This window comes from Deinococcus sonorensis KR-87 (assembly GCF_040256395.1).
Taxonomy (GTDB): Bacteria; Deinococcota; Deinococci; order Deinococcales; family Deinococcaceae; genus Deinococcus; species Deinococcus sonorensis.
Genome location: NZ_CP158299.1, coordinates 704,936 through 728,029, shown reverse-complemented (window position 1 = coordinate 728,029; position 23,094 = coordinate 704,936). Strand labels below are relative to the sequence as shown.

Genomic DNA, 23,094 nt, shown 5'->3' with positions numbered 1-23,094 from the left:
CGGGCGCAGAACATGTGCTGAGAATGCCTCTGCTTACAGACGTGAGAGGTGGGGCAGTCCGCCAGCCAGGGAGTTCACTATGACCATGAAGATCAACACCGGTGCCATTCTGCGCAGCATCGAGCAGCCGCACCTCAAGGGCGACCTGCCGGACTTCCAGCCGGGCGATACCGTGCGCGTCGAGACCAAGGTGGTCGAAGGGACCCGGACCCGCAACCAGGCCTTCGAGGGCGTCGTGATCGCCATCAACGGGTCGGGCAGCCGCAAGAGCTTCACCGTCCGCAAGATTTCCTTCGGTGAGGGTGTGGAGCGCGTGTTCCCGTACCACAGCCCGCTGGTCGCCAAGGTGACGGTGCTGGAGCGTGGCCGTGTGCGCCGCGCCAAGCTGTACTACCTGCGCGAGCTGCGCGGCAAGGCCGCCCGCATCAAGAGCGACCGTGGCCGCGTGATGAAGGACGCCGCGCGCGCCCAGCGTCAGCGCGACGACGCGGCGGCCCAGGCCGCCCAGGCGGCCCCCGCCGCCGAGAGCAGCGACACCCAGAGCGAGTAAACCCGCCCTGGCAGGTGCGCCCCGGCCGTTCGGTCCGGGGCGCACTGCTGTACCGGGCCAGCGCCGGTCTTAAGCTGCCCTTGGCTGAGCGGACGGAACTGCGGTCTGCCGCCCGGAGGAGTGCTACCGTCCGGCCATGACCTCCACTTCAGAGTCCCGGGCGATTCAGCTGTACTTCGATTTCCTGTGCCCCTATGCCTGGCGCGGCGTGGAACTGGCCGACGTGCTGCGGCGCGAACACGGCCTGCACTTTGAGCTGCGCCACTTCTCGCTGGTGCAGGGCAATCATCCGGAGAACCCGGACCGCAAGGCGCCGCAGTGGTGGCTGACCGATCAGGCGGCTGAGGGTGGCAGCGAGGCGCAGCAGGGGAGCCTGGCGGCCTTCCTGGCGGCGCAGGCGGCCATGCGTCAGGGGGAGGAGGCCGGCTGGCGCTTTGCGCTGGCGTTGCTGCGGGCGCGGCACCAGCAGAAGGCCGAGTTGCACCGGCCGGACGTGCTGCAGCAGGTGGCCGAGGCGGCGGGCCTGGAACTGCCGACCTTCCAGCAGGACCTGCAGGATGACGCCGGACTGCGGGCCGCGCTGCGCCAGGACCTGCAGGACAGCGCCGCACTGGGGGTCTTCGGGACGCCCACCTTCCAGCTGCCGGAGGGCGGGGCCGCGTACTTCCGGTACGCCAATCTGGTCACGGACCCGGCCCAGGCGCTGGCGCTGTGGCAGCTGTACACCTCGGTGCTGAGCGACGACGCGCGCATCGAGACCATCAAGCGACCCCGCTGAACCAAGGGGCGGTGCCTTCGGCATTCCTGCTGCTTGATTGATATAGGCTTATATGATATAGTCCCTGACTGTATATGGATCTCACTCGTCCTCCACAGGTGCAGGCCTGGATCACCCTCGACCGGGTGCAGAGCTTGATGTCGCGGCGCATCCAGGGCCGCATGGCCGACTTTGAGCTGACCCGGCCGCAGTACAGCGTGCTGCGGCTGTTGCTGGAGCAGGGACCGCTCACGGCCCAGGCGATCAGCGCCCAGATGGGCGTGACCCCGGCCAATCTGACTGGCCCGATTGACCGCCTGGAGGCGGCGGGCCTGTTGCAGCGTCAGCGCGACGATCAGGACCGCCGCTGCGTGTACCTGAGCCTGACCCAGGAGGGCCGCGCCCGTGCCGAGCAGGTGGTGCCGGACCTGAGGCAGCTGGTCCAGCAGCTGTTCCGTGCGCTGAACCCCCAGGAACTGGACGCCCTGAACCACGCGCTCGGCCGCCTGGATCAGGCCCTGAATGCTGAAGCCTCCGAACCCCAGCAGGTGATGTCATGAGCACGGTCAGCGAACAACCCGCCCCCCTGGGGGCCCACTACAAATGGATGGCCCTGAGCGTCACCAGCGTCGGCGCGCTGATGGCCAGCATGAACAGCGGCACCCTGATCATCGCGCTGCCGACCCTGCTGCGTGACCTGCACACCACGCTGCTCTCACTGATCTGGATTCTGCTGGCCTACAACGTCACCCAGACAGTTTTCGTGCTGAACGGTGGCCGGCTCTCGGACATGTATGGGCGCAAGCGGCTGTACGTGATGGGCTTCAGCGTCTTCACGCTGGCTTCGCTGCTGGCCGGCTTCACCAAGAACGTGGACCTGCTGATTGCGCTGCGGGCGGTGCAGGGGGTGGGCGGCGCCTTCATGGCCGCCAACAGCAGCGCCATCGTGGCCGACGCCTTTCCCAAGGCGCAGCTGGGGCTCGCCATCGGCACCAACCAGATGATGATCGCGGTAGGCAGCATCCTGGGGCCGATCGTGGGCGGGTGGCTCACCTCGCTCGGCTGGCAGTGGGTGTTCTGGTTCAACGTGCCGATCGGCGTCATCGGGACCATCTGGGCGCTCGTCACGCTGCGGGACACCGCTCCGCGCGACGCCCGCGACCCGGTGGACGTGTGGGGCAACCTGACCTACGCGGCGGGCTTTGCCCTGTTGATGATCGGGCTGAGCATCGGCGGCATCCAGAGCTGGGCCGGCGTGACGAAGTACATCCTGACTGGCGTGGTGTTCCTGGCGGCCTTCCTGCTGATCGAGCGCCGGGTGCGCGCCCCGATGCTGGACCTGCGGCTGTTCCGCGACGCCAGCTTCAGCCTCAACAACGCCCAGGTGTTCCTGAACGCCATCGTGCGCTTCGCGCTGACCTTCCTGTTCGTGTTCTACTTCCAGGGGGCCAAGGGCATCGACGCGGTGCTGGCCGGCGTGATGCTGGGGCCGGTGGCCATCGGGCTGCTGATCGCTTCACCTATCGCGGGCCGGCTGGCCGACAGGGCGCACCCCCGGCGCCTGATCCAGCTGGGACTGCTGCTGACCACGCTCGGCATGCTGGGCTTCGCCACCCTGCTGGGCAGTCACACCGCCTACCCGCTGATCGCCGTGCTGATGTTCGTGGCGGGTGTGGGCAGCGGCCTGTTCAACTCGCCCAACTCGTCCCTGATTATGGGCAGCGTGGCCCCGGACCGGCGCGGTGTGGCGGCGGGCGTGCGCACCCTGCTGATGAGCGTGGGGAGCGTGGTGGCGATCATCTTCACGCTGAGCGTGGTGGTGGCGCGGGTGCCCAGAGACGTGATGCTGAAGGTGTTCTCGGGGCTGGCCAGCAACCTGCCGGACGCCACCCTGCAGCCGTTCATCAGCGGCCTGCGCGAGGCGTTCTGGCTGCTGACCGTCGTGAGCGCCCTTTCGCTGGTGCTGGCGCTGCTGACGCCGCGCCCGCAGGCTGCGGCGCAGGGCCGTGGCCAACTGGTGGCGGCCAGCGACGACTGAAGCGCGGGACCAGAAGGGGGCGCCACCTGGGCGCCCCCTTCTGCTATGCCAGTTGCCGCGCTACGGCGGCCGTGACCTGCTGGCCCAGCCCGGTGGCCTGCTCGGCCAGCTGCACCCGTTCCTGATGTGCGGCGGCCCGCTCCGGTTCCGGCAGGCTGCCCAGATTGATGTCCACGTTCAGCAGGGTGGCGTGCAGCGCGCCGTGGATCAGATGAGCGCCCGCCCCCACGTCCGACACCACCGTGCGGTGCGTCAGCGGCGCGGCCCGTTCGGCCAGCCGCAGGGCGCCCAGCAGGTCGCGGGCGGCGGACAGCGGGGCCTCGGTGGCCTGCCGCGCCGCCTGCCGGATGGCTTCTCGGCGCTGGGCCTTCTCCTCGTCGCTGGCTTTTGGCCGGTCCAGTGCGGCGATGTAACCCTGGAATGCGGCCACGTCGGCGTCCGGGTGCGCTTCCAGCCGGGTCAGCAGGGCGCGGGTCTCGGCCAGCAGCGGCGCCACCCCGGCGTCCGCGTCGGGGCGGCGGGCGCTCAGCTCCAGCCCCATGATCACCAGCCCCAGCCCGAACGTGCCGGTCAGGGCTGCCACCGAGCCGCCGCCGGGGGTCGGCTCGGCCGAGGCGGTGTGACGCAGCAGCGCGGCCGCCGACTGCTCCCAGACGCTCATCCGGTGGCCTCCACCTGCTCGGCCAGCCACAGCATCAGGGCCTCCGCACTCGCCGGGTTGGTGGCGAGCGGGATGTCGTGTACGTCGCACAGCCGCACCAGCGCCGACACGTCCGGTTCGTGCGGCTGCGCGGTCAGCGGGTCACGGAAGAAGAACACCGCCAGCACCTGCTCCAGCGCGATCCTGGCCCCGATCTGCTGATCGCCGCCCAGCGGCCCCGAGAGCACCCGCTCCACCTCCAGGCCGGTCTGCTTCTGCAGGATGCCGCCGGTGGTGCCGGTGGCCACCAGATGAAACTGCCGCAGGGTGTCCCGGTGGGCCAGGGCGAACAGGGCCAGTTCCAGCTTCTTCTTGTCGTGGGCGATCAGGGCCACCTGCCGTTTGCGGCTCACCGGAGCGTCGGTCATGACCCTGATTGTGGCAGCTCGCCAGCGTGGGGTGGCGCCGCCCATTCACCTGCCCGGCGGGTGAGAGTCCTGTCAGGGCCTCTGCCTAGACTGAGGGCAGTCATGAAACAGAATACCGTCCGGTCGCTGGCCCTGCTGTCTCTCGTGTTGACCTCTTCGGTCGTGGCCCAGAGCACCGCCGTCAACATCGGCCTGGTGTTCGATCCGGCGGGCAAGTACGACCACGGCATCAACCAGGCGGTGAACGATGGTCTGGAGCGCGCCACCCAGGACTTCGGGGTGAGCGTGTCGAGCTACACGCCCGTGGACGCGGCCGACGCGGCCGCCAAGCTGGCCTCGTATGCCGGCGACAACCAGCTGGTGATCGGGGTGGGCCACTTCAACGTCGCCGGGGTCTCGAAGCTGGCCGCCAGCGCGCCGCGCACGCACTTCGCCGTGGTGGACGACCTGCCCAAGGGCAGCAACACCATGGGCATCCGCTTCCGTGAGAACGAGGGCGCCTTCATGGCCGGGTACATCGCCGGCAGCACCTCCAGCACCAGCGTGGTGGGCATCGTGATGCCGGCCGGTGCGGGCAGCACGCCGTTCGTGTCGGCCTACCGCGCCGGGACCAAGCTGGTCTGCCCGAACTGCAAGGTGCTGGTCGGCACCCTGAACGGCAGCGGCGACGACACCGCCTCGGCCGAGGCGGTCAGCAAGACGCTGCTCAAGCAGGGCGCCGACATCCTGTTCGTCGGGGCCACCAGCGGCAAGCTGGGCGTGATCAGTGCGGTGCGCAGCCAGCAGTGCTTCAAGGCCTCGGCGCTGCCGGCCGGCGTGAAGTTCAACCAGGACGTGTTCGCCAAGGTGCCCAAGGCCCAGGATTACCAGGGCCGCTGCGGCGCCCAGAGCCGCCCGGTGTTCTTTATCGGCTGGGAGAGCGACTACCTCTCGCTGGGCGACACCGACGCGGACGCCGGCACGCTCAACACCGGCCTGACCGCCATCGTGAAGCGGGCCGACAACGCCGTCTACAGCCTGATTGACGCGGTGGTCAAGAAGCGCGCGTGGCGCCCGGGGGACAACGGCTTCGGGTTTCAGAACGCTGGCCTGGAAGTGGCGATCAACAAGTACAACGAGGCCCTCTTCGACAAGGCGATGCTTGGCCGCCTCAAGACCGTGCAGGGGCTGATCAAGAGCGGCTCGGTGCGCCTGGGCGACTGAGCGGGCCGGCATCATCTTTGCGGACGCCCTGTAGGTCAGCTGGCCGATGCACGGGGCCGAAGCCACCGGTATGGTGCGTCCATGCCTCCCACCTTTGTGCGGCCCCCGGCCCTTCGTCCGGGCGACACCGTGGCGGCCCTGAGCCTCAGCAGCGGCTTTGTGGCGGAGGTGCCGCACCGCTACGAGGCGGGCCGGCGGCAGGCGCGGGCCGAGCTGGGCTGGCACATCCTTCCGGCCCCGAACGCGCTGCGCGGCTCCGAGTACCTGTACCGCAACCCGCAGGCTCGCGCCGACGACCTGCACTGGGCGCTGGAGAACCCGGAGATCCACGGGCTGCTCAGCACCCTGGGCGGCGACGACAGCGTGCGCCTGCTGCCGCACCTGGACCTGAACCTCATCCGTACCCACCCCAAGTGCATGGTGGGGTTCAGCGACACCACCGTCACGCTGCTGCAGTTCCTGCGGGCCGGGGTGAGCGCCTGTTACGGGCCGTCCCTGCTGACCGATATCGCGGAGCACGGCGGGATGCACCGCTTCGTGGTCCAGGGCCTCCGGCAGGCCACCATGCAGACCGCCGGCTTTGCCCTGTCCCCGGCGCCCGAGTGGACCGAGCAGCATCAGGAGTGGTTGGACCCGGACCTGCAGGAGGTCCGGCGCACCTTCCTGCCGTCCCGGGGCTGGCGCTGGCTTCAGGGTGAAGGGGCGGTGTCCGGGCACCTGATCGGCGGGTGTCTGGAGGTGCTGGACATGCTGAACGGCACCCCCGGCTGGCCGGAGCCGGAGCTGTGGCGGGGCGCCATCCTGTGCCTGGAAACCTCCGAGGACGTGCCGCCCCCGGCGCAGGTGGGCTACTGGCTGCGGAACTTTGCGGCGCAGGGCATCCTGGGGAGCGCAGCCGGGATGGTCCTGGCCCGGCCCCGTGGGTACAGCTCCGAAATGGTGGAGGAGCTGGACGGCTGGGTGCGGCGGGTGCTGTGGGCGGCCGGCCGCGAGCACCTGCCGGTGCTGGCCAACGTGGACTTCGGGCACACCAGCCCGCAGCTCACCCTGCCGCTGGGCGGGCAGGCCCGGCTGGACCCGGAGGCCGGGGTGTTCGAGGTGCTGCAGGGCGCCGTCAGCTGAGCCCGGCGCGCCGGGCCGCGCGCTCATGGGCGGCGCGCAGCAGCGGCTGCAGGTCGGCGAAGGTGGCGGAGCTGGGATTCAGCACACAGACCCAGCCCTGAGCGGCGTACTCCGGGTGGGGCATCAGGGTGTCGAGCGCCGTGAAGTCGTGGCTGTTCAAAGTGGCGTTGCCGAACAGCTGCCGGTAGAGCCTGGGCCCCACCCCGAGGTTCAGGCGGTAGATGCCCGGTCGCTCCAGCTGCGACGCCTGATCGTAGAGGTCACTGGTCATCACGGTGACAAAGGGCAGCATCCGATCTGCCCCTACAAAGAGAAAATGCTGTCCGTGCTGCGTCAGCACCTGAACATTTGTCAGCTCATCGGTCAGCCACTGCAGGATCTGCTGCTCATTCATGGGTCCTCCTGGGCACCTCCATGCTTTCTGAGGCCTCTGAGAGAAGGCCGGGGCGTTCGCTTCACCGGATCTTCAGCTGGCTGCCCCCGACATTCCCGACCGGCGCACCGACGCGGGCCGCCCGGACGCTCTAGACTGCGAACATGTCAGCCATCTACCAGCGCGCACGCCCCATCCGCTGGGATCAGGTGGTGGGGCAGGAACAGGTCAAGGACGTGCTCCGGTCCGCTCTGGAGCAGGGCCGGGTGGGCCACGCCTACCTGTTCTCCGGCCCGCGCGGGGTCGGCAAGACCACCACTGCCCGCCTGATCGCCATGACCGCCAACTGCACCGGCCCGCTGCCCAAGCCCTGCGGTGAGTGCGACAGCTGCCTCTCGGTGCGGGCCGGCAGCCACCCGGACGTGCTGGAGATCGACGCGGCCAGCAACAACAGTGTGGACGACGTCCGGGACCTGCGGGAGAAGGTGGGGCTGAGCGCCATGCGTGGCGGCAAGAAGATCTACATCCTCGACGAGGCGCACATGATGAGCCGGGCGGCCTTCAACGCGCTGCTCAAGACCCTGGAGGAGCCGCCTGGGCACGTGATCTTCATCCTGGCCACCACCGAGCCGGAGAAGATCATCCCGACCATCCTGTCGCGCTGCCAGCACTTCCGCTTCCGCCGGCTGACGCCGGAGGAGGTGGCCGGCAAGCTGAGCGGCATTGCCCGGCAGGAGGGCGTGCAGGCCGAGCCGGAGGCGCTGCAGCTGATCGGGCGGCTGGCCGACGGGGCCATGCGCGACGGCGAGAGCCTGCTGGAGCGGATGCTGGCGTCCGGCGAGGCGGTCACGCGCGCCGGGGTGGAGGCCGCCCTGGGCCTGCCGCCCAGCGAGCGGGTACGCGAGATGGCCGGGGCATTGGTGCAGCTGGACGCGGGGCCGCTGCTGGGTGGCGCGCGGCGGCTGTATCAGGACGGCTACGCGGCCCGCACGGTGGTGGAGGGGCTGGTGACGGCGCTGGGCGAGGCGCTGCACGCCGAGCTGGGCGTGGGCGACGGCGTCCGGCTGGAGGGCGCGGACGTGCCGAGGCTGCTGCGGCTGCAGGCGGCGCTGGACGCCCAGGACGCCCGCTTCGCCCGCAGCGCCGACCTGCAGAGCCTGGAACTGGCGCTGACCCACGCGCTGATCGCGGGGGAGGGGAGTGGCGGCAGCGCGGCTCCGGCAGGGGCGGGCACGTCGCCGGAAGTGGGGCAGCGGCTGGCCCGGCTGGAGAAGGAACTGGCCCAGCTGCGTGCGCAGGGGGTGGCCCCGGTGAGCCGGGCACCGCTGGCCGCCCCCATCGAGGGCGCGCTGAACGAGATTCCGCCGCTGGACGTGGCCGGACGTGGCCCCCGGCCCGAGGCGGCCCGGCCGGTCGCGGTCGCGGCCCCCGCCGGAGGTGGCAACTGGGCCGACGTGGTCAAGCTGGCCAGCATGCAGACGCGCGCGTTTCTGAAGCCGGCGCGGATGCACGCCCAGCAGGGGTACGTCAGCCTCACCTACGACGCCAAGAGCACCTTCCACGCCAAGCAGGTGGTGGAGAAGTTCGAGGAACTGAGCCGGGCGGTGCTGAAGGTGTTCGGGCCGGTCACGCTGGAGATCATCGGCCCCACGCCCGACACCAGCCGCAAGACGGTGGTGGGCGGGCGCGCGGCGGCAGAGGCGAGCGCGGGCGCTCCCCCGGTCCCGGCAGCGGCTCCGGTGGCCGTTCCGGCAGTGCCGGTGGCCGAGGTGGTGGCGGACGCGTCACGTGGTGAGGCGCCGCCGGTTCGCCCCACGCCAGCACCCAGCACAGCCAGCGCCGCCATTCCGGAGTTTCAGCCGGCCGGCCGTGGACGAGCGGCGGTGCAGGAGCCGCCGCCGTTTACGCCGGTCCAGCGGAGCGGACGCGGCTCACCGGATGACCGCGCGCCCGCCCCGCTGCCGGACCCGGCGCCCCCGGCCGCCCCGCCACCAGAACCGCTCCCGCGCGAGCAGCGCTCCACCTACATCGAGCCGGAGCCGATCACCCAGGAGCCGGACTGGGACGACCTGGGCGGCCCGCCGGATGAGCTGCCGGGAGTAGCCTCCGCCGCCGTGCCGGACCGGCCGGCTCCACCGGCCCGCGACGTAAAAAAAAATGATGACGTGAGGCCCGGGCCGGCCCCGGCCCGCGGAGTGGTGCAGGATCTGCGCGGGCATCCGCTGTACCAGGACGCCACCCGCCGCTGGGCTGGCCGGGTCCGCGAGATCGGGAAGGTGCGCCGCGCGGCCGCTGCCGACGCCGATGAGGGGGCAGACCTGCCGCCCGAGGAGGCCGTGGAGGGCTAGGCGGCTGACACGGCCGCACCTGCGGAGGCATACTGGGCCGGGCATGCCGCCGACTTCCTCTCCTTTCTGGCGCGGGTTCACTGCAATGCTTCCGCTGTGGCTGGGCGTCGCGCCGTTCGCGGTGGCCTACGCGGTCACGGCCCGGGCCGCTGGCCTGAGCCTCAGCCAGACGCAGTTTATGAGCCTGAGCGTGTTCGCCGGTGCCTCGCAGTTTGCGGCGGCAGGGCTGTTCGGGCAGGGGGTGGGCGCCGTGAGCATCATCGCCACCACCCTGCTGTTGAACCTGCGCCACGTGCTGTACGGCCTGAGTATCAGCCAGCAGGTGCCCACCTCCGGATGGCGGCGGCTGCTCACTGCCCAGCTGCTCACCGACGAGGCCTATGGGGTGGCGATCGCCGCCGGGCCGCGTCAGCCGGGCGGGCTCAGCTGGCCCTTCCTGCTGGGCGCGGAGCTGAGCCTGTACACCGTCTGGAACGTCTGCACGCTGCTGGGCGGGCTGGCCGGCGCGGTCATCCCGGACCCGGCGGCGGTGGGTGCGGACGTGGTGTTTCCGCTGGCGTTCCTGGGGCTGCTGACGCCGCTGCTGGCCGGGCGGGTGGAGCTGCTGGTGGCTGTGGTGGCCGGCGCGCTGGCCTGGGCGCTCAGCCGCGTTGCGCCGGGCGGCGTCACGGTGCTGGTGGCGGCGGTGGGCGGCGCCCTGCTGGGGGCCTGGCTCACCACCCGCCGGAGCCGCCCATGAGCGTGCTGGTCACCATGCTGGGCATGTGGGCGGTCACGCTCGGCAGCCGCCTGCTGGGCCTGAGCCTGGGCCACCTGCGGCTGCCGCCGTTCTGGCTGGCCTTCCTGCGCTTCGTGCCGATCAGCGTGTTCGCGGCGCTGGTGGTGCCGGACATCGCGGCGGCGCCGGACGCCCTGCGCCGCGCTGCCGCCGGGCTGGTGTGCGCCCTGCTGATCTGGCGCAGCCGCTCGCTGGCGCTGGGCATTCTGGGCGGCTTCGGGGTGTACTGGCTGCTGCGCTGGACCCAGCTGCTCTGAGGGCTCAGGCCTCCCGGACCCGCTAGCGTCTGGGCATCGGCACCGTCAGCACCGGCACCGGCGAGCGGCGCACCACCTGTTCGGCCACCGAGCCGAGAAAGAAGTGCTCCAGCGCGCCCTGCGAGTGGGTGCCCACCACGATCAGGTCCGCGCCCCAGCGCATTGCCGACTCCACCAGCGTCAGGGCCGGTTCGCCCATCACCACCTCCTCCTCCTCGCCCTCCTGCGCCAGCCGGTCCAGCTGACGGCCGTCTCCGAGCGACAGCTGGTCCAGCACCTCGGGACTGGTGGTGACCGGGGCGAGCCCACCGGTCGAGAGGTCCGGGACCGCGCCGGCGCGGGCGTCTACCACATGGATGAGCCGCAGCTGAGCGCCGCCGAATCGCTGGCGGGCCAGCTGCAGGGCAGCCTCCGCGCTGGGCGAGAAGTCAATGCCGATGGCGATACGGGCAAACGGGTTCATGAAGCTACCCTAGCCCTCCCAAACAGGCGCGGCGCGGCACGCAAAGAAATGCTGAAGCTGGCCGCAGACCCAGGCGCTAGACTGGCCCATGCGCCTGACGAGTCTGGGAGCGGCCGGAACCGTGAGCGGCAGCGCCCACCATCTGCAGCTGGACGGGCAGCAGCTGCTGATTGACTGTGGCCTGTTTCAGGGCGACGAGCAGACCGAGCAGCGCAACCGCGAGCCCTTCCCGTTCGAGGCGGCCGGGCTGAACGCGGTGCTGCTCACCCACGCCCACCTGGACCATGTGGGACGCCTGCCGCTGCTGTACCGGCGCGGCTTCCGCGGTCCGATCTACTGCACCCCGCCCACCGCGCGGCTGACCGCCACCGTGCTGCGCGACAGCGCGAGGCTGCAGGTGGACGGCTATACCCAGGCGCTCAAACTGGCGCGGCGCATAGGCCAGGAACGGACGGTCCCGCCCCCGCTCTATGACGAGCAGGACGTGGACGACGTGCTGACGCTGATGCGGCCGGTGCTGCACTACGGGCAGACCCTGACGCTGGGACAGGTGCGGGTGCGGCCCGAGCGGGCCGGGCACATCCTGGGCAGCGCGTTTCTGGTGCTGGACAGCCGGGAGGGCCGGCTGGTGATGAGCGGCGACCTGGGCCGCCAGCCCTCGGTGCTGCAGCCGGGTTACAGCCTGCCGCCGGAGGCCGACGCGGTGGTGGTGGAGAGCACCTACGGCCTGAGCCGGCACCCGACGTTGCCACAGACGCTGGCACAGCTGGCGGAGGTGCTGCGGCAGGCGGTGCGGCGCGGCGGCAAGATCCTGATGCCGTGCTTCGCCATCGAGCGGACCCAGGTGCTGCTGTACCTGCTCCACGGCCTGATGGAACGTGGCGAGCTGCCGCGCGTGCCGGTGTTCCTGGACGCCCCGATGGCGGCGCGGGCCACCCTCAGCTACGCCGAGTATGGCGCGGAGTTGCGCCCGGAGCTCGGAGCGATGCTGCAGGCGGGGCTGGACCCGTTCCGGCCCAGCACGCTTCACGTGGTGACCACGCCGCTGGAGTCGCAGCGCCTCAACCGTTACGACGGCCCGGCCATCATCCTGGCGGGCAACGGCATGATGACCGGGGGCCGTATCCTGCATCACCTGCGGCATCAGCTGTGGAAGCCCAGCACCACCGTGGTGGCGGTGGGGTACCAGAGCCCCAGCAGCCTGGGCGGCCAGCTCGTGGGCGGGGCCGCCGAGGTGGAGGTGCTGGGCGAGGTGGTGCCGGTGAAGGCGCACATCGAGCGGGTGTCGGGCCTCTCGGCCCACGCGGACCAGGCCGACCTGCAGCGCTGGTTGGAACCCACCGGGCCAGCGCAGGTCTGGCTGGTGCACGGTGAGCCGGAGGTGATGCAGGGCTTTGCGGCCGTGCTGGAGGCGGCCGGGCGGTCGGCCCGCCCGGTGCCGGCCGGTCAGCCGGTGGAGCTGTCGGGTGCGGCGGTGCCGGCCGAGCGCTGAAGCGGGCCGGAGCACCGCCGCCTGACGTTCCTCACGTTGGGTCGCTAGGGTTCAGCTATGCGTGTTCGCCCCTCTGCCGTGGCCCTGTCCCTCGCGCTGGCCGGAAGTGTGCAGGCCCAGCTGCTGATTCCGCTCGATTCCCGTCCGGCCACCAGCACCCTCCCGGCCCAGATCGCTGGACTGCGCGGCCAGCCGGTCCATGTCACGCCGGCCGAGCTGCTGGGCGACGCCCAACACGGGGCCGATCCGCAGCGGCTCACCGAGTGGATGAACGCGCAGCCGGCCGACGGGCCGCTGATCATCGCGCTGGACGCGCTGGCCTACGGCGGGCTGGTGCAGTCGCGGACCAGCCCGGACCCGGTGGAGACGGTGATGCAGCGGCTGCAGGCGGTGCGCGACTGGCACGAGCGCACCGGGCAGCCGGTCTACGCCTTCATCACGCTGCCGCGCGAACCGGACGCCACCAACCGCGCCCGCAACCTGGAGGTGGCCCGCCAGATGATCGGCTGGGCGCGCGAGGGCGTGTTTGCCCAGCTGCACGTCACCTGGGACGACGCGCTGCCCGGCAGTCCCTCTCCGGCCGAGGGGGCGGCGCTGGCCCAGGACGCGCCCGAAAATGTCCGGGTCTACCCGGGGGCCGACGAGGTGCTGGCCAGTCTGGCCGCGCTGTCGCTGGGCGGCGAGCCCAGCCCGCTGGCGGTGGAGTACAGCCAGAGCGACAAGGCGGCCCAGGTGATCCGCTACGAGGGCATTCCGCTGAGCGCCTCGGTGGCGCTGCATGCGGCGGCGGCCGGCTGGACGGTGGTGCCGACCGTGCCGGACCCGGTGCTCACGCCCTTCGGCGGGGTGGGGACCCGGCCGGAGGGCGGTCCGGCGGCCCTGACGCTCTACGTCTACAACGGCGGCGACGCGCGGGCCGCGGCCCTGCGGATCAGCCAGCTGCTGCGGCGCGGCCCGGTGGCGGTGGCCGACGTGGAGAAGATCAACGGTGGCAACCCGCGCATGTGGACCGACCTTTACACCCTGCGCCGCCCGCAGGACCTGGCGAGTCTGGCCGCCTGGGGCACGCCCGGCAACAACCTCGGCACCGTGCTGGCCCACGCCCGGGTGCTGCAGCTGGCCGAGCAGGCGCCGGTGAGCGGCCCGGCGCTGCCGGAGCGTCAGGACGCGCTGCTGGCCCGCGAGTACGCCAACGACATCGTGTACGGCACCAAGCTGCGCGCTCAGCTGAGGCAGGCGCTGCCCGAGACGCAGCTGGGCACGCCGCAGGCCCAGCAGACGCTGCTGACGCTGGCCCGGCTCTATTTTCCGCTGCAGTTCGGGCAGACCTACACCCTGGAAGGCGCGCGGCTGCCGTGGCAGCGCAGCTTCGAGGCCGACCTGCAGCTGCAGCCGGAGGGACAGGAAGACGGCCGGTGAGCGCTGAGCGGCAGCCCGCTCTATACTTCCAGCCGTGCTGATGCTCCTGGCTGCCGCCGCCCTGCTCACCGTTCCTGACGCCACCGGAGACATGCGCGGCGACGGCAGCTACGTCCTGCCGACCCGTCCGGCCCTCAACCCCGACGCCCTGGACCTGCGTGAACTGCAGGTGCAGGACGTGGGTGGGCGGTTGCAGCTGCGGGTGGGCCTGGGCGCGGTGCAGAACCTGTGGAACGCGCCGCTCGGCTACTCGGCGGGCGTGCTGGACGTGTTCGTGAAAAGCCGGCTGGGCGGCGCCACCGATCTTGCGGGGCTGGGCTTCTCGGCGGCGGGCAGCGGCGGCTGGCAGTACCACCTGCGGGTGAGCGGCTTCGGGTCCAGCCTGGAATTCGTGCCGGACGGCCAGACGCGCCCGCAGCCGCGCACCACGCCGCTGACGGTGCAGCTGTCCGGCAGCACTGTCGTCATCGGCACCCCGATTCCCAGCGGGCAGTACAGCTACTGGGTGACCATGAGCGTGTACTCGCCCTTCACGCCGGACGGTTACCTGCGGCCCAGCACCGGCGGAGGGGAGTCCAGCCTGCAGGTAACGGCCCTGAATGCTCCGTTGCCGGTGGACGTGATCGGGGTGACACCGCAGGCGCAGGCCTACCGCACCCATCAGCTCGGCGCTGTGGGCCAGACCCGCGACCGGCGCGCCCTGCTGCTGTTGCTGCTGGCGGTGGCCGGGCTGGTGCTGGCGGTGGTATTCACGGTGCTGGTCTGGCGTAAACGGTGACGGCGACCCCAGGCCGCGCCCGCCCGGACCTGCTGCGCGCCACCCTGCTGGTGCTGGCGGCGGCCTGCCTGTGGGGCCTGCTGGGCATCTTCGGCAAGGCGGCCCAGCGGCTGGGCCTGGGGCCGCTGGAGGTGGCGTTCTGGCGGGCCGCGCTGGGGGGCGGGCTGTACCTGCTGCACGCGGCGGTGACACGGGCGGCGCTGCCGCGGGGTCGCGACCTGCTCTTCACGCTGTTGTTCGGGGTGCTGGGAGTCAGCGTGTTCTATGCCAGCTATCAGCTGGCCGTGCGCGCCGGGGGAGCCAGCCTCGCCTCGGTGCTGCTGTACACCGCGCCGGCCTTTGTGGCGATCATGGGCGGCCTCTTTCTGCAGGAGCGGCTGGGCGCACGTGAGCTGGGCGCGGTGCTGCTGACGCTGGGCGGCGTGGCGCTGATCTCGCTGGGCGGCGGCCAGGGGGTGCAGGTGAGTGCGGCCGCGCTCGGCTGGGGGCTGTGTGCCGGGTTCACCTACAGCCTGTATTACCTGTACGGCAAGCTGTTTTTCAGTCGGTATGCGGTGCCGGCGCTGTACGGGGTGGCGCTGCCGTTCGGGGCGCTGCTGTTGGCCCCCCTGACCACCTTCAGTCACAAGAGCGGCCCAGCCTGGCTGCTGCTCCTGACCATCGCGGTGTTCAGCACGTATCTCGCCTACCTGGCCTACAGCGCGGGCCTGAAGCGGCTGCCCGCCACCCGCACCAGCGTGATCGCCAGCCTGGAGCCGGTGGTGGCCGCGCTGCTGGCCGCGGCCCTGTTCGGAGAACATCTCTCGCTGCTGGCGCTGCTGGGGGCGGCGCTGGTGGTGGGGGCGGCGCTGCTGCTCAGTACCGGCTAGCCACACGCCTGCTATCTTCGCGGCATGACGCTGCTTCCCACCCTCTACGCCGCCGACATCCTCTACACCGGCATGGGCCTGCCCATCACCGACGGGGGGGTGGTGGTCTCGGGCCAGACCATCGCGGCGGCGGGGCCACTTGCGGAGCTGCGCGTGAACTACCCGCAGGCGCAGGAGCAGCGGGTGGGCCGGGTGATCGCGCCGCCGCCGGTCAACGCGCACACGCACCTGGACATGAGCCTGTATGCCTTCCGGGCGCTGCCGTACTTCCAGTGGATTCCGGAGGTGGTGATCGCCGGCCGGTTTCTACGCGGGCTGGAAGGCGCGCAGTCGGGCCTGAATGCGGTGCGCCGCAGCGGCGCGGCCGCGCTGGGCGACATCGTGTGGCATCCGGACGTGATGGAGTGGCTGCTGCGCGACTCTGAGGTGCCGGGCGTGGCCTACTGGGAGGTGCTGGACCCCAACCCGGCCACCGCCCGGCAGACCTTTGCCCGCACGCGTGAGCGGCTGGAGAGCTGGCGGCGGCTGGAGCGGCCCGGCGGCATGCGCCTGGGCCTCTCGCCGCACGCGACCTACACCGTGTCGAGCGTGCTGCTGCAGCTGCTCTCGGAATATGCAGCTGGCGAGGGCCTGCCGATGCAGATCCACGTGCTGGAACATCCCTCAGAGGCCGAGCTGTTCCGCACCGGTGGCGGTCCGCTGGCCGAGTCGTTCCTGCGGTCCATGCAGGCCAGCGTGCCGGGCCTGGGCATCGCGGACGTGCTGGGCCGCGCCCCCGACCCGGAGCGGACCGGCGTGGCCTACCTGGCGGAGCTGGGCGTGCTGCAGGCCCGCCCCACCCTGATCCACATGGTCAACGTGACGCCGGAGGACATCCGCACCGTGGCGCAGGCCGGCTGTCTGGTGGTCAGCTGCCCGCGCAGCAACCGCAACCTGGAGTGCGGCACCTTTCCCTGGGCTGCATATGCGGCGGCCGGAGGGGAGGTGGCGCTGGGCACCGACAGCGTGGCGAGCGGCGAGACGCTGGACATCCATGACGAGATTCAGGCGGCCTGGGCCGTCCACCCGGCCCTGGACCCGCGCCAGATCGTGCGGGCGGCGGTCAAGGGTGGGATGCGGGTGGTGGGCGGCCGGGTGCCACTGCTGCGGCGCGGTGAACCGTGGAGTGAGCGCTATCTCTGGCCAGACCGGGAGGAGGGCCGACCACTGCTCAACTGAGCTCAGCTGGCCGGCTGGGCGCTGCAGGTGCCGGTGTAGTTGTTGCCGCTCCGCTGCAGCGTCAGCACGCCGTTGTAGGGCGCCTGGGTCAGGGTAGTGAGGGTGCAGGTGTAACGGCCTGTCCCGTTGCCGTCGGCATTCTCGGTCCAGCGGAAGATCAGGGTCGGCACCCCTTGGTCGCTGTATTCCGCCTCCTGATAGCCGGCGGTGGCCTGCTGCTCCACCCGCTCGCGGTCGGTGTGGGTGGAGCGCGCGTACTGGGCGGTGAGGTTCAGCGCGGGGACCGGGATGGTCGTGCTCACCGGACCGCCGTCAATCTGCCCGCTCACGGTCCAGCGCTGGCCCACGGTCAGCGGGCCGGACCGATCCGGAGCAGGCCCCTGCTCCGAGAGCTGGGCGGCGGTGCTGATCAGCGGGGCGCAGGAGGCGAACAGCAGCGGCAGGGCCAGCAGCGACAGGGCACGGCGAACAGTCAGCATGGCCCCAGCATACGGGCCGGTGATGAGGAAGCTGAGCAGGGGCCGGCCGGTCAGCGGGCCGGCTTGGGCACGTTCTGAACGGCCACTTTCTGGCCCAGCCGGCTCTCATTGCCACTCTGCAGGCGCTTCATGTTCTCGCGGTGCTGCCAGAACACCAGCGCCGTCAGCAGCGCCAGAATCAAGGTTTCCCACCAGGGCCGGCCCAGCAGCAGCGCGCTCACCAGCACCGTCAGCGCCCCGATCATGCTGCCGGCCGAGACGTAGCGGGTCAGCAGGATGGTCACGAGGCCCACCACGAAGCCGGCTCCCGCGCTGAGCGGACTGATCATCAGCAGCACGCCGAAGCTGGTCGCCACGCCCTTGCCGCCCCGGAACCCCATGAAGGCGCTGTAGTTGTGTCCCATGACGGCGGCCAGGCCGCACAGCGCCGCTGCCGGGTCGCCCAGATGCAGCCGCCGGGCGACCCAGACCGCCAGCGCGCCTTTCAGGATGTCGAAGACCGCCACCGCCAGCCCCGGCCCCCAGCCGAGCGTGCGCTGCACGTTGGTGGCCCCGCTGTTGCCGGAGCCCACCGTCCGGATGTTGACGCCCCGGCTGCGCGCCACCAGCAGGCCGACCGGCACTGCGCCGAGCAGATACGCCACCACCACCGCCACCACCGTCTGGATCACCGGGCCATTCTACTCACCGTGGCCGCCGGGTGGGGTGTGAGGTCAGCGGCCGTGCAGGTCGGTGGTGGGGGCCGCGCCGCGCCCCAGCCGGGTCTGCACCCGGCGCAGGCCACCCTGGATCATCCGCTTGGCTTCCGTCTCAGGGCCGTTTAGCACCACCAGCAGCATCAGGCCGCCGCCCAGCAGCAGTTCGGTCACGAACAGCAGCGCCAGCGGGGTGTGCGCGGCGCGCAGCCCCAGCACCGCCAGGAACAGCGGCACGCCCACCACGATGCTGGGCAGCACCCCGCTCAGGTTGCTGCGCACCACATTGCCCAGGCCGCCGCCGATGATGCGCTCCACCACCACCATGTAGCCGGCCCAGCGCAGCGCGCTGGCCACAGCCAGCACCGCCGCGAAGCTGATGACCGGCAGTCCCAGCCGGTGCACCAGCAGGAAGCCCGCGCCGATGCCGACCAGGTACAACGACTGGATCACGATCTTGGCACCCAGGCGAGCGGTGGCCTGCGAGATCACGCCGGAGATATTGGTCAGCACCATGAACGGGATGTACATCGCGAACACCTGCATGATCGGCACCGAACCGGCGAAGCGCGGCCCCAGCAGCACATGCACGATCTCCGGCGCGCAGATCAGTACCCCGACCGCAATCGGGCAGGTCAGCACCGAGAGCGTCTGGACGCCGGTGAGGTAGGCGCGGCGCAGCCGCTCCTGCTGGTCCTGGGCCGCGCTGAAACTGGAGGCCAGCACCCGGGTCATGCTGCGGGTGAATGAGAGCAGCGGCGTGCAGACGGTGCGGTAGGCGCTGTTGTACAGACCCAGCGAGGTCACGTTATAGAAACGGCCCACCAGGAAGGTGTCCAGGCTGCTGCTGAAGTACTCCAGCAGCGTCACCACCGACACCATGCCGCCGAAGCTGTACAGCTCGCGCATGGCGCTCCAGTGGAAGGCCAGCCCGAACTGTCGTCTTGTCAGGAACATCGTGCAGCTCAGCAGAATCACGTTCTGGGCGATCACGCTGATCACCAGGCTGGTGGCCCCGTAGCCCAGGTACGCCGAGCCCAGCCCGAACAGGCCGTGCCCCACGATGTAGGAGGTGGTGTCGATGACCATCATGGCCCGGAAGCGCAGGTCGCGGCGCAGCAGGTTGGCTGCCACCCCGGTCAGGGTCAGCGGCAGGTAGGTGAGCGAAAAGCCCCGGAACACCGTCACCACATCGGGGTTGTGGAAATACTGGCCGGCCAGGGGAGCCGTGAACCACCCGAGCGCCGTGACCAGCAGGCCCAGCAGCACCGAGGAGCCGAAGGCCGAATGCACGTGCTGGGGCGTCAGTTCCTTTTTCTGCACCAGCGCCGGCCCGACCCCCAGGTCAGCCAGGAACTGGCCCAGCAGGTAGAGCGCCATGCCCAGCGCCACCACGCCGAACTGTGCGGGGGTGAGCAGGCGGGCCAGGATCGCGGCGAACACCGGCGTGAGCAGGGCGTTGATGACGAAGGAGAAGGTGCTCCACTTGACAGCGTTGACGGTCCTGGTCCGCAGGGTCATGACGTGACGCTCCGCTGAGCGGCCGCACTCGGCAGCTGCTGACCGATCACCCGGGTGTACAGCTGTTCCAGCACCCGCACCTGGTTGCCGGCGTCGAAGCGGCGCACCACCTCACGGCGCGCCGCCTGACCGAAGCGCTGCCGCAGCGGCGCGTCGGTCAGCAGGCGCGTCAGGGCGGCGGCCAGCTGCGCCGGGTCGCGCTCCGGCACCACCAGCCCGTTGACCTCATGCTGCACCGCCTCCGGAATGCCGGCATGCTCGGTGGCCACCACCGGCAGACCGCAGGCCTGGGCTTCCAGCACCACGGTGGGCAGGCCCTCGGTGTCGCCGTTCTGGGCCGTCACGCTCGGCACGCACAGCAGGCTGGCCTGGGCCATCCACTGCTGGATCTCTGGCACCGATTGCCGGCCCATGAAGTCGCAGGGGAGCCCCAGGTGGCCGGCCAGCGTCTGCAGCTCGGTGAGCAGCGGGCCGTCGCCCAGCAGCACCAGCCGGGCTTCCGGCAGCTGGGCGCGGACCTGCTGCATGGCCCGCAGCAGATCCGCCACCCCCTTTTTTTCCACCATGCGGCCCACGAACAGCACCAGCGGCGGCAGGTCCGAGGCCTGCGCCGGGTCGCGGTAGTCGAAGCGGTGGGTGTCCACGCCGTTGTAGTGCGTCACGATCTTTTCGGCCGGAAAGCCCTTGGCGATCAGCAGCCGGCGGATGTGTTCCGAGACCGCCAGAAACAGAGTGGCCTCCCGGATCAGCTGCGGGCGTTGCTGCACCAGCCGCCGGTCGCGCAGGTTCGGCAGCGCCAGCAGCGCCTCATCGTGCATCGCGGCGTCGTAGCCGTGGAAGGTGACCAGCAGCGGCACCCGCAGCCGGCGCGCCAGCGGCAGGGCCATCACCCCGTCCGAGCCGAAATGTGCGTGGATCAGGGCCGGCCGGATCTGCCGCAGCCGGGCATGCAGGCGCGGCGCGAAGCCGCTGAACTTGTAGAGCAGCTCCTCGGCCCGGCCGACCACGGTGCCGGAACTCAGCACCACGCTGCGGTCCTCCGGCAGCGACAGCCCGTTTAATCGCCGGGTGCCGACGTAGTACGGCCGGAAGTTCTGCAGCGACTCGGCCTGGTTCAGAATGAAGGTTTCTGAGTAGGCCAGCAGGTTTTCACGGTAGATGACGATGTTTCGCGGCATGCGCCACTCCTTGTACCGGCGGACGCAGTTCCGGCTCGGCACGGTAGTGCCGGACGATCTGGTCTGCAAACTGTTCGAGCGAATGGTCTCGTCTGAATTGTTCGGTCAGGCCCTGGTACGGCTGGCTGACCACCCGTTCCACAGCGGCCTGCATGGCGTCCAGATCCTCGCAGGGGAACACCTCGCCCAGCTGATACGCCTCCACCGTTTCGCGCATGGTGCCCGAGTCGGAGGCGGCCACCGGGACGCCCAGGGTGGCCGCCACCGACAGCACCCCGCTCTGGCCGGAGAACACCGGACGGTACGGCAGCAGCACCACGTCCGAGGCCGCGAAGTAGCTTTCGGCCTCGCCGTGCGGAATGAAGTTGAGGTTGGTGTACAGCCGGTCCTGCACCCCCGCCTCCCGCGCCATCCGCTCGATGTCGTCGGCCTTGAAGTGCTGGGCCGGGCCGGCGATCATCAGCCGGTAGCGCTCCGGCAGGCGCGCCAGCAGCCGCAGCGCCAGGTCGGCGCCCTTGTCCTGCCGGGTGCCGCCGAACAGCAGGATCAGCCGTTGATCCGGTTGCAGCTGCAACCCCGCCCGCAACTCGCGGGCCCGCGCCTGCACGTCGGCCGGCGGCTCTTCAATCGGATACGGGATGTGCGTGACGTTGTCGCTGCCGCTCAGCTCGCGCAGCAGCGGCTTGAAGCTGTGCGAATGCACCTGCAGCTGCATGCCGCCGCGCAGCAGCCGGCGCAGGCTCCAGATGTGCAGCAGATTGCGGCCGTTCTTCCAGCGGCTCGCGGCGCTGCCGGGCAGGAAGTAGGTCCAGTGCAGGGTGCCGAACAGCCGGGCGCGCGGGCGGCTCAGCAGCACGTTCAGGAAAGCACTCGGCAGGAAGTAGTCCAGGTAGACCAGGTGAATGGTCTCGCTGCCGAAGTCGGCGGCGATCTTGAGCGCGCGCCTGAGGAAGCGGAAGTTGTAGCCCTCCTTCTTCCAGACCCGGCTCCGGTGGTACTGCTCGATCGGCCCGTCGTAGATGCTCAGCACCTGCGAGCGGCTGATCTCGGCCTCCGCCGAGACCGCCTCGATGAAGCGCGCGCTGCCGATCAGGTTGACCTGCAGACCGCGCGCCACCAGTTCGCGCGCCATCCAGATGGCGTAGGGGGTGTGGTGGCCCGAGTCGAGCGGGTCGATGATGGTCACGCTGTCGGGGATCAACGGCTGGTGGATAGACATGGCTCACTCACCTCACTGAGAAGACGGGTGTACAGGCTGCTGTAGAGGCGCGCCTGACGGGAGAAGGTATAGAGGCGCTCGGTCTTGTCACGGCCATGCTGTGCGAGCTGGCCGGGGTCAGGATGGTGCAGCAGCTGGCGAATGCCCTCCGCCAGATCCGGAATGTCGCCCAGCCGGGCCAGGTAGCCGTTCTGAAGGTGGTCCACCACGTCCTTCAGTCCGCCCACATTGAAGCCCACCACCGGGGTGCCGCAGGCCAGCGACTCCATCGCCACCTTGCCGAAGGCCTCCTCGTGGGACGGCATCACGGTCAGGTCGGCGGCGGCGTAGGCCAGCGCCAGCGAGGCGTCGTCGCGCAGCGGCCCCGTGTAGATGGTCGGCACCGGCGGGCGTTCCGGCGGGGTGCGGGTGACGGCTCCCACCACCACCGCCGTCAGATCCTCCTCGCCCTGCTGCCGCAGGAGCTCCAGGGCGGCCATGAACTCGGCGAAGCCCTTGCGCCGCTCACCCAGCGGGTTCAGGGCACTGAACAGCACGATGCGGCCGCGGGCCGGCAGGTTCAGGGCCTCGCGGGCGAAGGCGCGGGGCATCTGTTTGTAGATGTCGGTGTCCAGGGCGTTGGGAATCACCGAGATGTCGCTGCCCGCAAACAGGGGGCTGAGCCGGGCCTGATCTGCCATCCACTCGCTCAGCGCCACCAGCGTGATGCGCCGCCCACGCCACGCCCGCTGCTTGCGCGCGTACAGCAGGGACGACAGGTCCAGGCCGCGCTCGGAGCCCAGCGCCGGACAGTGGCCACAGCCGCTGGTGAAGCGCTCGCAGTCGCCGCTGTAGTGGCAGCCGCCGGTCAGCGGCCACAGGTCGCGCAGGGTCCAGACCAGCGGGGCCTGAATGGCCCCGATGGTCTCGGGGGTGGTGAAGCCGCCCTGGACCCAGTGCAGGTTGACCACGTCCGGCCGCAGCCGGTTGACGGTGTGCTGCACGCCCCAGCCCATCAGCGACGGCGTGAAGATGGCCCGCCGACGCTTCGGGTAGAGGCGCAGCGCCAGCTGATCGGTGCGGCTGGCCAGTTTGTGCAGGTGGCCGGCTGCCAGCAGCACGTCCGGGTCCTGGGTGCTCTTGCGCTGCACCAGCATCCGGGACGCCACGCCCTCAGACCGCAGCGCCTGATGCAGCCAGTAGGCGCCGCGCGCGGCGCCACCGCCCAGATCGTCGGTGCTCAGATGCAGAACGTTCACGGGACGTGCCGTTCCGGAGGGGGGAGCTGGG

General features: G+C 70.7%; 24 protein-coding genes. 14 read left to right on the top strand and 10 right to left on the bottom strand.

Annotation, left to right across the window (positions count from 1 at the left end; genetic code table 11):
* Positions 1-85: 85 nt before the first annotated feature.
* The 4 genes from rplS (at position 86) to ABOD76_RS08680 (ending at position 3,345) form a co-directional block, all read left to right on the top strand.
* On the top strand, positions 86-550 hold the full coding sequence (rplS, locus tag ABOD76_RS08695) for a 50S ribosomal protein L19 (protein WP_350244437.1): 465 nt from the start codon (positions 86-88) through the stop codon (positions 548-550).
* Positions 551-686: 136 nt separating this feature from the next.
* Positions 687-1,328: a DsbA family oxidoreductase gene (locus ABOD76_RS08690; RefSeq protein ID WP_350244436.1), complete on the top strand. Its 642-nt coding sequence runs from the start codon at positions 687-689 to the stop codon at positions 1,326-1,328.
* A gap of 74 nt (positions 1,329-1,402) precedes the next feature.
* The gene (locus ABOD76_RS08685) at positions 1,403-1,867 is read left to right on the top strand and encodes a MarR family winged helix-turn-helix transcriptional regulator (RefSeq protein ID WP_350244435.1); all 465 of its coding nucleotides are present in this window, start codon (positions 1,403-1,405) and stop codon (positions 1,865-1,867) included.
* Positions 1,864-3,345: an MFS transporter gene (locus ABOD76_RS08680; RefSeq protein ID WP_350244433.1), complete on the top strand. Its 1,482-nt coding sequence runs from the start codon at positions 1,864-1,866 to the stop codon at positions 3,343-3,345. Before ABOD76_RS08685 ends, ABOD76_RS08680 begins: the two co-directional genes overlap by 4 nt.
* A gap of 43 nt (positions 3,346-3,388) precedes the next feature.
* On the opposite strand, the gene ABOD76_RS08675 is transcribed toward ABOD76_RS08680, so the two are convergent.
* Positions 3,389-4,006, bottom strand: a complete 618-nt coding sequence (locus ABOD76_RS08675; RefSeq protein WP_350244432.1) for a cyclodeaminase/cyclohydrolase family protein — start codon at positions 4,004-4,006, stop codon at positions 3,389-3,391.
* Positions 4,003-4,413, bottom strand: coding sequence for a methylglyoxal synthase (locus ABOD76_RS08670; protein WP_350244431.1), 411 nt, complete (start codon positions 4,411-4,413; stop codon positions 4,003-4,005). Before ABOD76_RS08670 ends, ABOD76_RS08675 begins: the two co-directional genes overlap by 4 nt.
* 102 nt (positions 4,414-4,515) lie before the next feature.
* On the opposite strand from ABOD76_RS08670, the gene ABOD76_RS08665 reads away from it, so the two are divergent.
* Together ABOD76_RS08665 and ABOD76_RS08660 are read left to right on the top strand one after the other, a co-directional pair.
* Positions 4,516-5,616 (top strand): BMP family lipoprotein, encoded by a 1,101-nt coding sequence (locus ABOD76_RS08665; RefSeq protein WP_350244430.1) that lies wholly within the window; start codon positions 4,516-4,518, stop codon positions 5,614-5,616.
* 81 nt (positions 5,617-5,697) lie between these two features.
* On the top strand, positions 5,698-6,738 hold the full coding sequence (locus ABOD76_RS08660; RefSeq protein WP_350244429.1) for a S66 family peptidase: 1,041 nt from the start codon (positions 5,698-5,700) through the stop codon (positions 6,736-6,738).
* Here the strand turns inward: ABOD76_RS08660 and ABOD76_RS08655 are convergent.
* Positions 6,731-7,132 (bottom strand): DUF6194 family protein, encoded by a 402-nt coding sequence (locus ABOD76_RS08655; RefSeq protein ID WP_350244428.1) that lies wholly within the window; start codon positions 7,130-7,132, stop codon positions 6,731-6,733. The genes ABOD76_RS08660 and ABOD76_RS08655 overlap by 8 nt on opposite strands.
* Before the next feature lie 143 nt (positions 7,133-7,275).
* Here ABOD76_RS08655 and dnaX point away from each other — a divergent pair, with 143 nt between their 5' ends.
* The 3 genes from dnaX to ABOD76_RS08640 are packed head-to-tail and all read left to right on the top strand — an operon-like array spanning position 7,276 to position 10,494.
* Entirely contained in the window at positions 7,276-9,459 is a 2,184-nt protein-coding gene (gene dnaX / locus ABOD76_RS08650; protein ID WP_350244427.1) for a DNA polymerase III subunit gamma/tau, read from the top strand.
* A 43-nt stretch (positions 9,460-9,502) separates the two neighbouring features.
* Positions 9,503-10,198, top strand: a complete 696-nt coding sequence (locus ABOD76_RS08645) for an AzlC family ABC transporter permease (protein WP_350244426.1) — start codon at positions 9,503-9,505, stop codon at positions 10,196-10,198.
* On the top strand, positions 10,195-10,494 hold the full coding sequence (locus ABOD76_RS08640; protein WP_350244424.1) for an AzlD domain-containing protein: 300 nt from the start codon (positions 10,195-10,197) through the stop codon (positions 10,492-10,494). Before ABOD76_RS08645 ends, ABOD76_RS08640 begins: the two co-directional genes overlap by 4 nt.
* 22 nt (positions 10,495-10,516) lie before the next feature.
* Here ABOD76_RS08640 and ABOD76_RS08635 read toward each other — a convergent pair whose 3' ends face one another.
* The gene (locus tag ABOD76_RS08635; RefSeq protein ID WP_350244423.1) at positions 10,517-10,957 is read right to left on the bottom strand and encodes a universal stress protein; all 441 of its coding nucleotides are present in this window, start codon (positions 10,955-10,957) and stop codon (positions 10,517-10,519) included.
* Positions 10,958-11,045: 88 nt separating this feature from the next.
* On the opposite strand from ABOD76_RS08635, the gene ABOD76_RS08630 reads away from it, so the two are divergent.
* The 5 genes from ABOD76_RS08630 to ABOD76_RS08610 are packed head-to-tail and all read left to right on the top strand — an operon-like array spanning position 11,046 to position 16,733.
* A complete protein-coding gene (locus tag ABOD76_RS08630; protein ID WP_350244422.1) occupies positions 11,046-12,449 on the top strand; it encodes an MBL fold metallo-hydrolase in 1,404 nt (467 codons plus the stop codon).
* A gap of 57 nt (positions 12,450-12,506) precedes the next feature.
* Complete coding sequence (locus tag ABOD76_RS08625; RefSeq protein ID WP_350244421.1) at positions 12,507-13,868, top strand: DUF4127 family protein; 1,362 nt, start codon at positions 12,507-12,509, stop codon at positions 13,866-13,868.
* A gap of 40 nt (positions 13,869-13,908) precedes the next feature.
* A complete protein-coding gene (locus ABOD76_RS08620) occupies positions 13,909-14,646 on the top strand; it encodes a glucodextranase DOMON-like domain-containing protein (RefSeq protein WP_350245232.1) in 738 nt (245 codons plus the stop codon).
* Positions 14,643-15,515 (top strand): DMT family transporter, encoded by an 873-nt coding sequence (locus ABOD76_RS08615; RefSeq protein WP_350244420.1) that lies wholly within the window; start codon positions 14,643-14,645, stop codon positions 15,513-15,515. Before ABOD76_RS08620 ends, ABOD76_RS08615 begins: the two co-directional genes overlap by 4 nt.
* A 24-nt stretch (positions 15,516-15,539) precedes the next feature.
* On the top strand, positions 15,540-16,733 hold the full coding sequence (locus ABOD76_RS08610; RefSeq protein ID WP_350244419.1) for an amidohydrolase family protein: 1,194 nt from the start codon (positions 15,540-15,542) through the stop codon (positions 16,731-16,733).
* Between the two features lie 2 nt (positions 16,734-16,735).
* Here ABOD76_RS08610 and ABOD76_RS08605 read toward each other — a convergent pair whose 3' ends face one another.
* Genes ABOD76_RS08605 through ABOD76_RS08580 form a run of 6 tightly spaced genes read right to left on the bottom strand, consistent with a single transcriptional unit; the run spans position 16,736 to position 23,063 of the window.
* Positions 16,736-17,212 carry a hypothetical protein gene (locus ABOD76_RS08605; RefSeq protein ID WP_350244418.1) on the bottom strand — a complete coding sequence of 159 codons (477 nt, stop codon included), beginning with the start codon at positions 17,210-17,212 and terminating at the stop codon, positions 16,736-16,738.
* 50 nt (positions 17,213-17,262) lie between these two features.
* The gene (gene plsY, locus ABOD76_RS08600) at positions 17,263-17,883 is read right to left on the bottom strand and encodes a glycerol-3-phosphate 1-O-acyltransferase PlsY (RefSeq protein WP_350244417.1); all 621 of its coding nucleotides are present in this window, start codon (positions 17,881-17,883) and stop codon (positions 17,263-17,265) included.
* 42 nt (positions 17,884-17,925) lie between these two features.
* Positions 17,926-19,428 (bottom strand): lipopolysaccharide biosynthesis protein, encoded by a 1,503-nt coding sequence (locus tag ABOD76_RS08595; protein ID WP_350244416.1) that lies wholly within the window; start codon positions 19,426-19,428, stop codon positions 17,926-17,928.
* Positions 19,425-20,606: a glycosyltransferase gene (locus ABOD76_RS08590; protein WP_350244415.1), complete on the bottom strand. Its 1,182-nt coding sequence runs from the start codon at positions 20,604-20,606 to the stop codon at positions 19,425-19,427. The genes ABOD76_RS08595 and ABOD76_RS08590 overlap by 4 nt, the downstream gene beginning before the upstream one ends.
* On the bottom strand, positions 20,578-21,825 hold the full coding sequence (locus ABOD76_RS08585; RefSeq protein ID WP_350244414.1) for a glycosyltransferase: 1,248 nt from the start codon (positions 21,823-21,825) through the stop codon (positions 20,578-20,580). The genes ABOD76_RS08590 and ABOD76_RS08585 overlap by 29 nt, the downstream gene beginning before the upstream one ends.
* On the bottom strand, positions 21,804-23,063 hold the full coding sequence (locus ABOD76_RS08580) for a glycosyltransferase (RefSeq protein ID WP_350244413.1): 1,260 nt from the start codon (positions 23,061-23,063) through the stop codon (positions 21,804-21,806). The genes ABOD76_RS08585 and ABOD76_RS08580 overlap by 22 nt, the downstream gene beginning before the upstream one ends.
* Between the last annotated feature and the right edge of the window lie 31 nt (positions 23,064-23,094).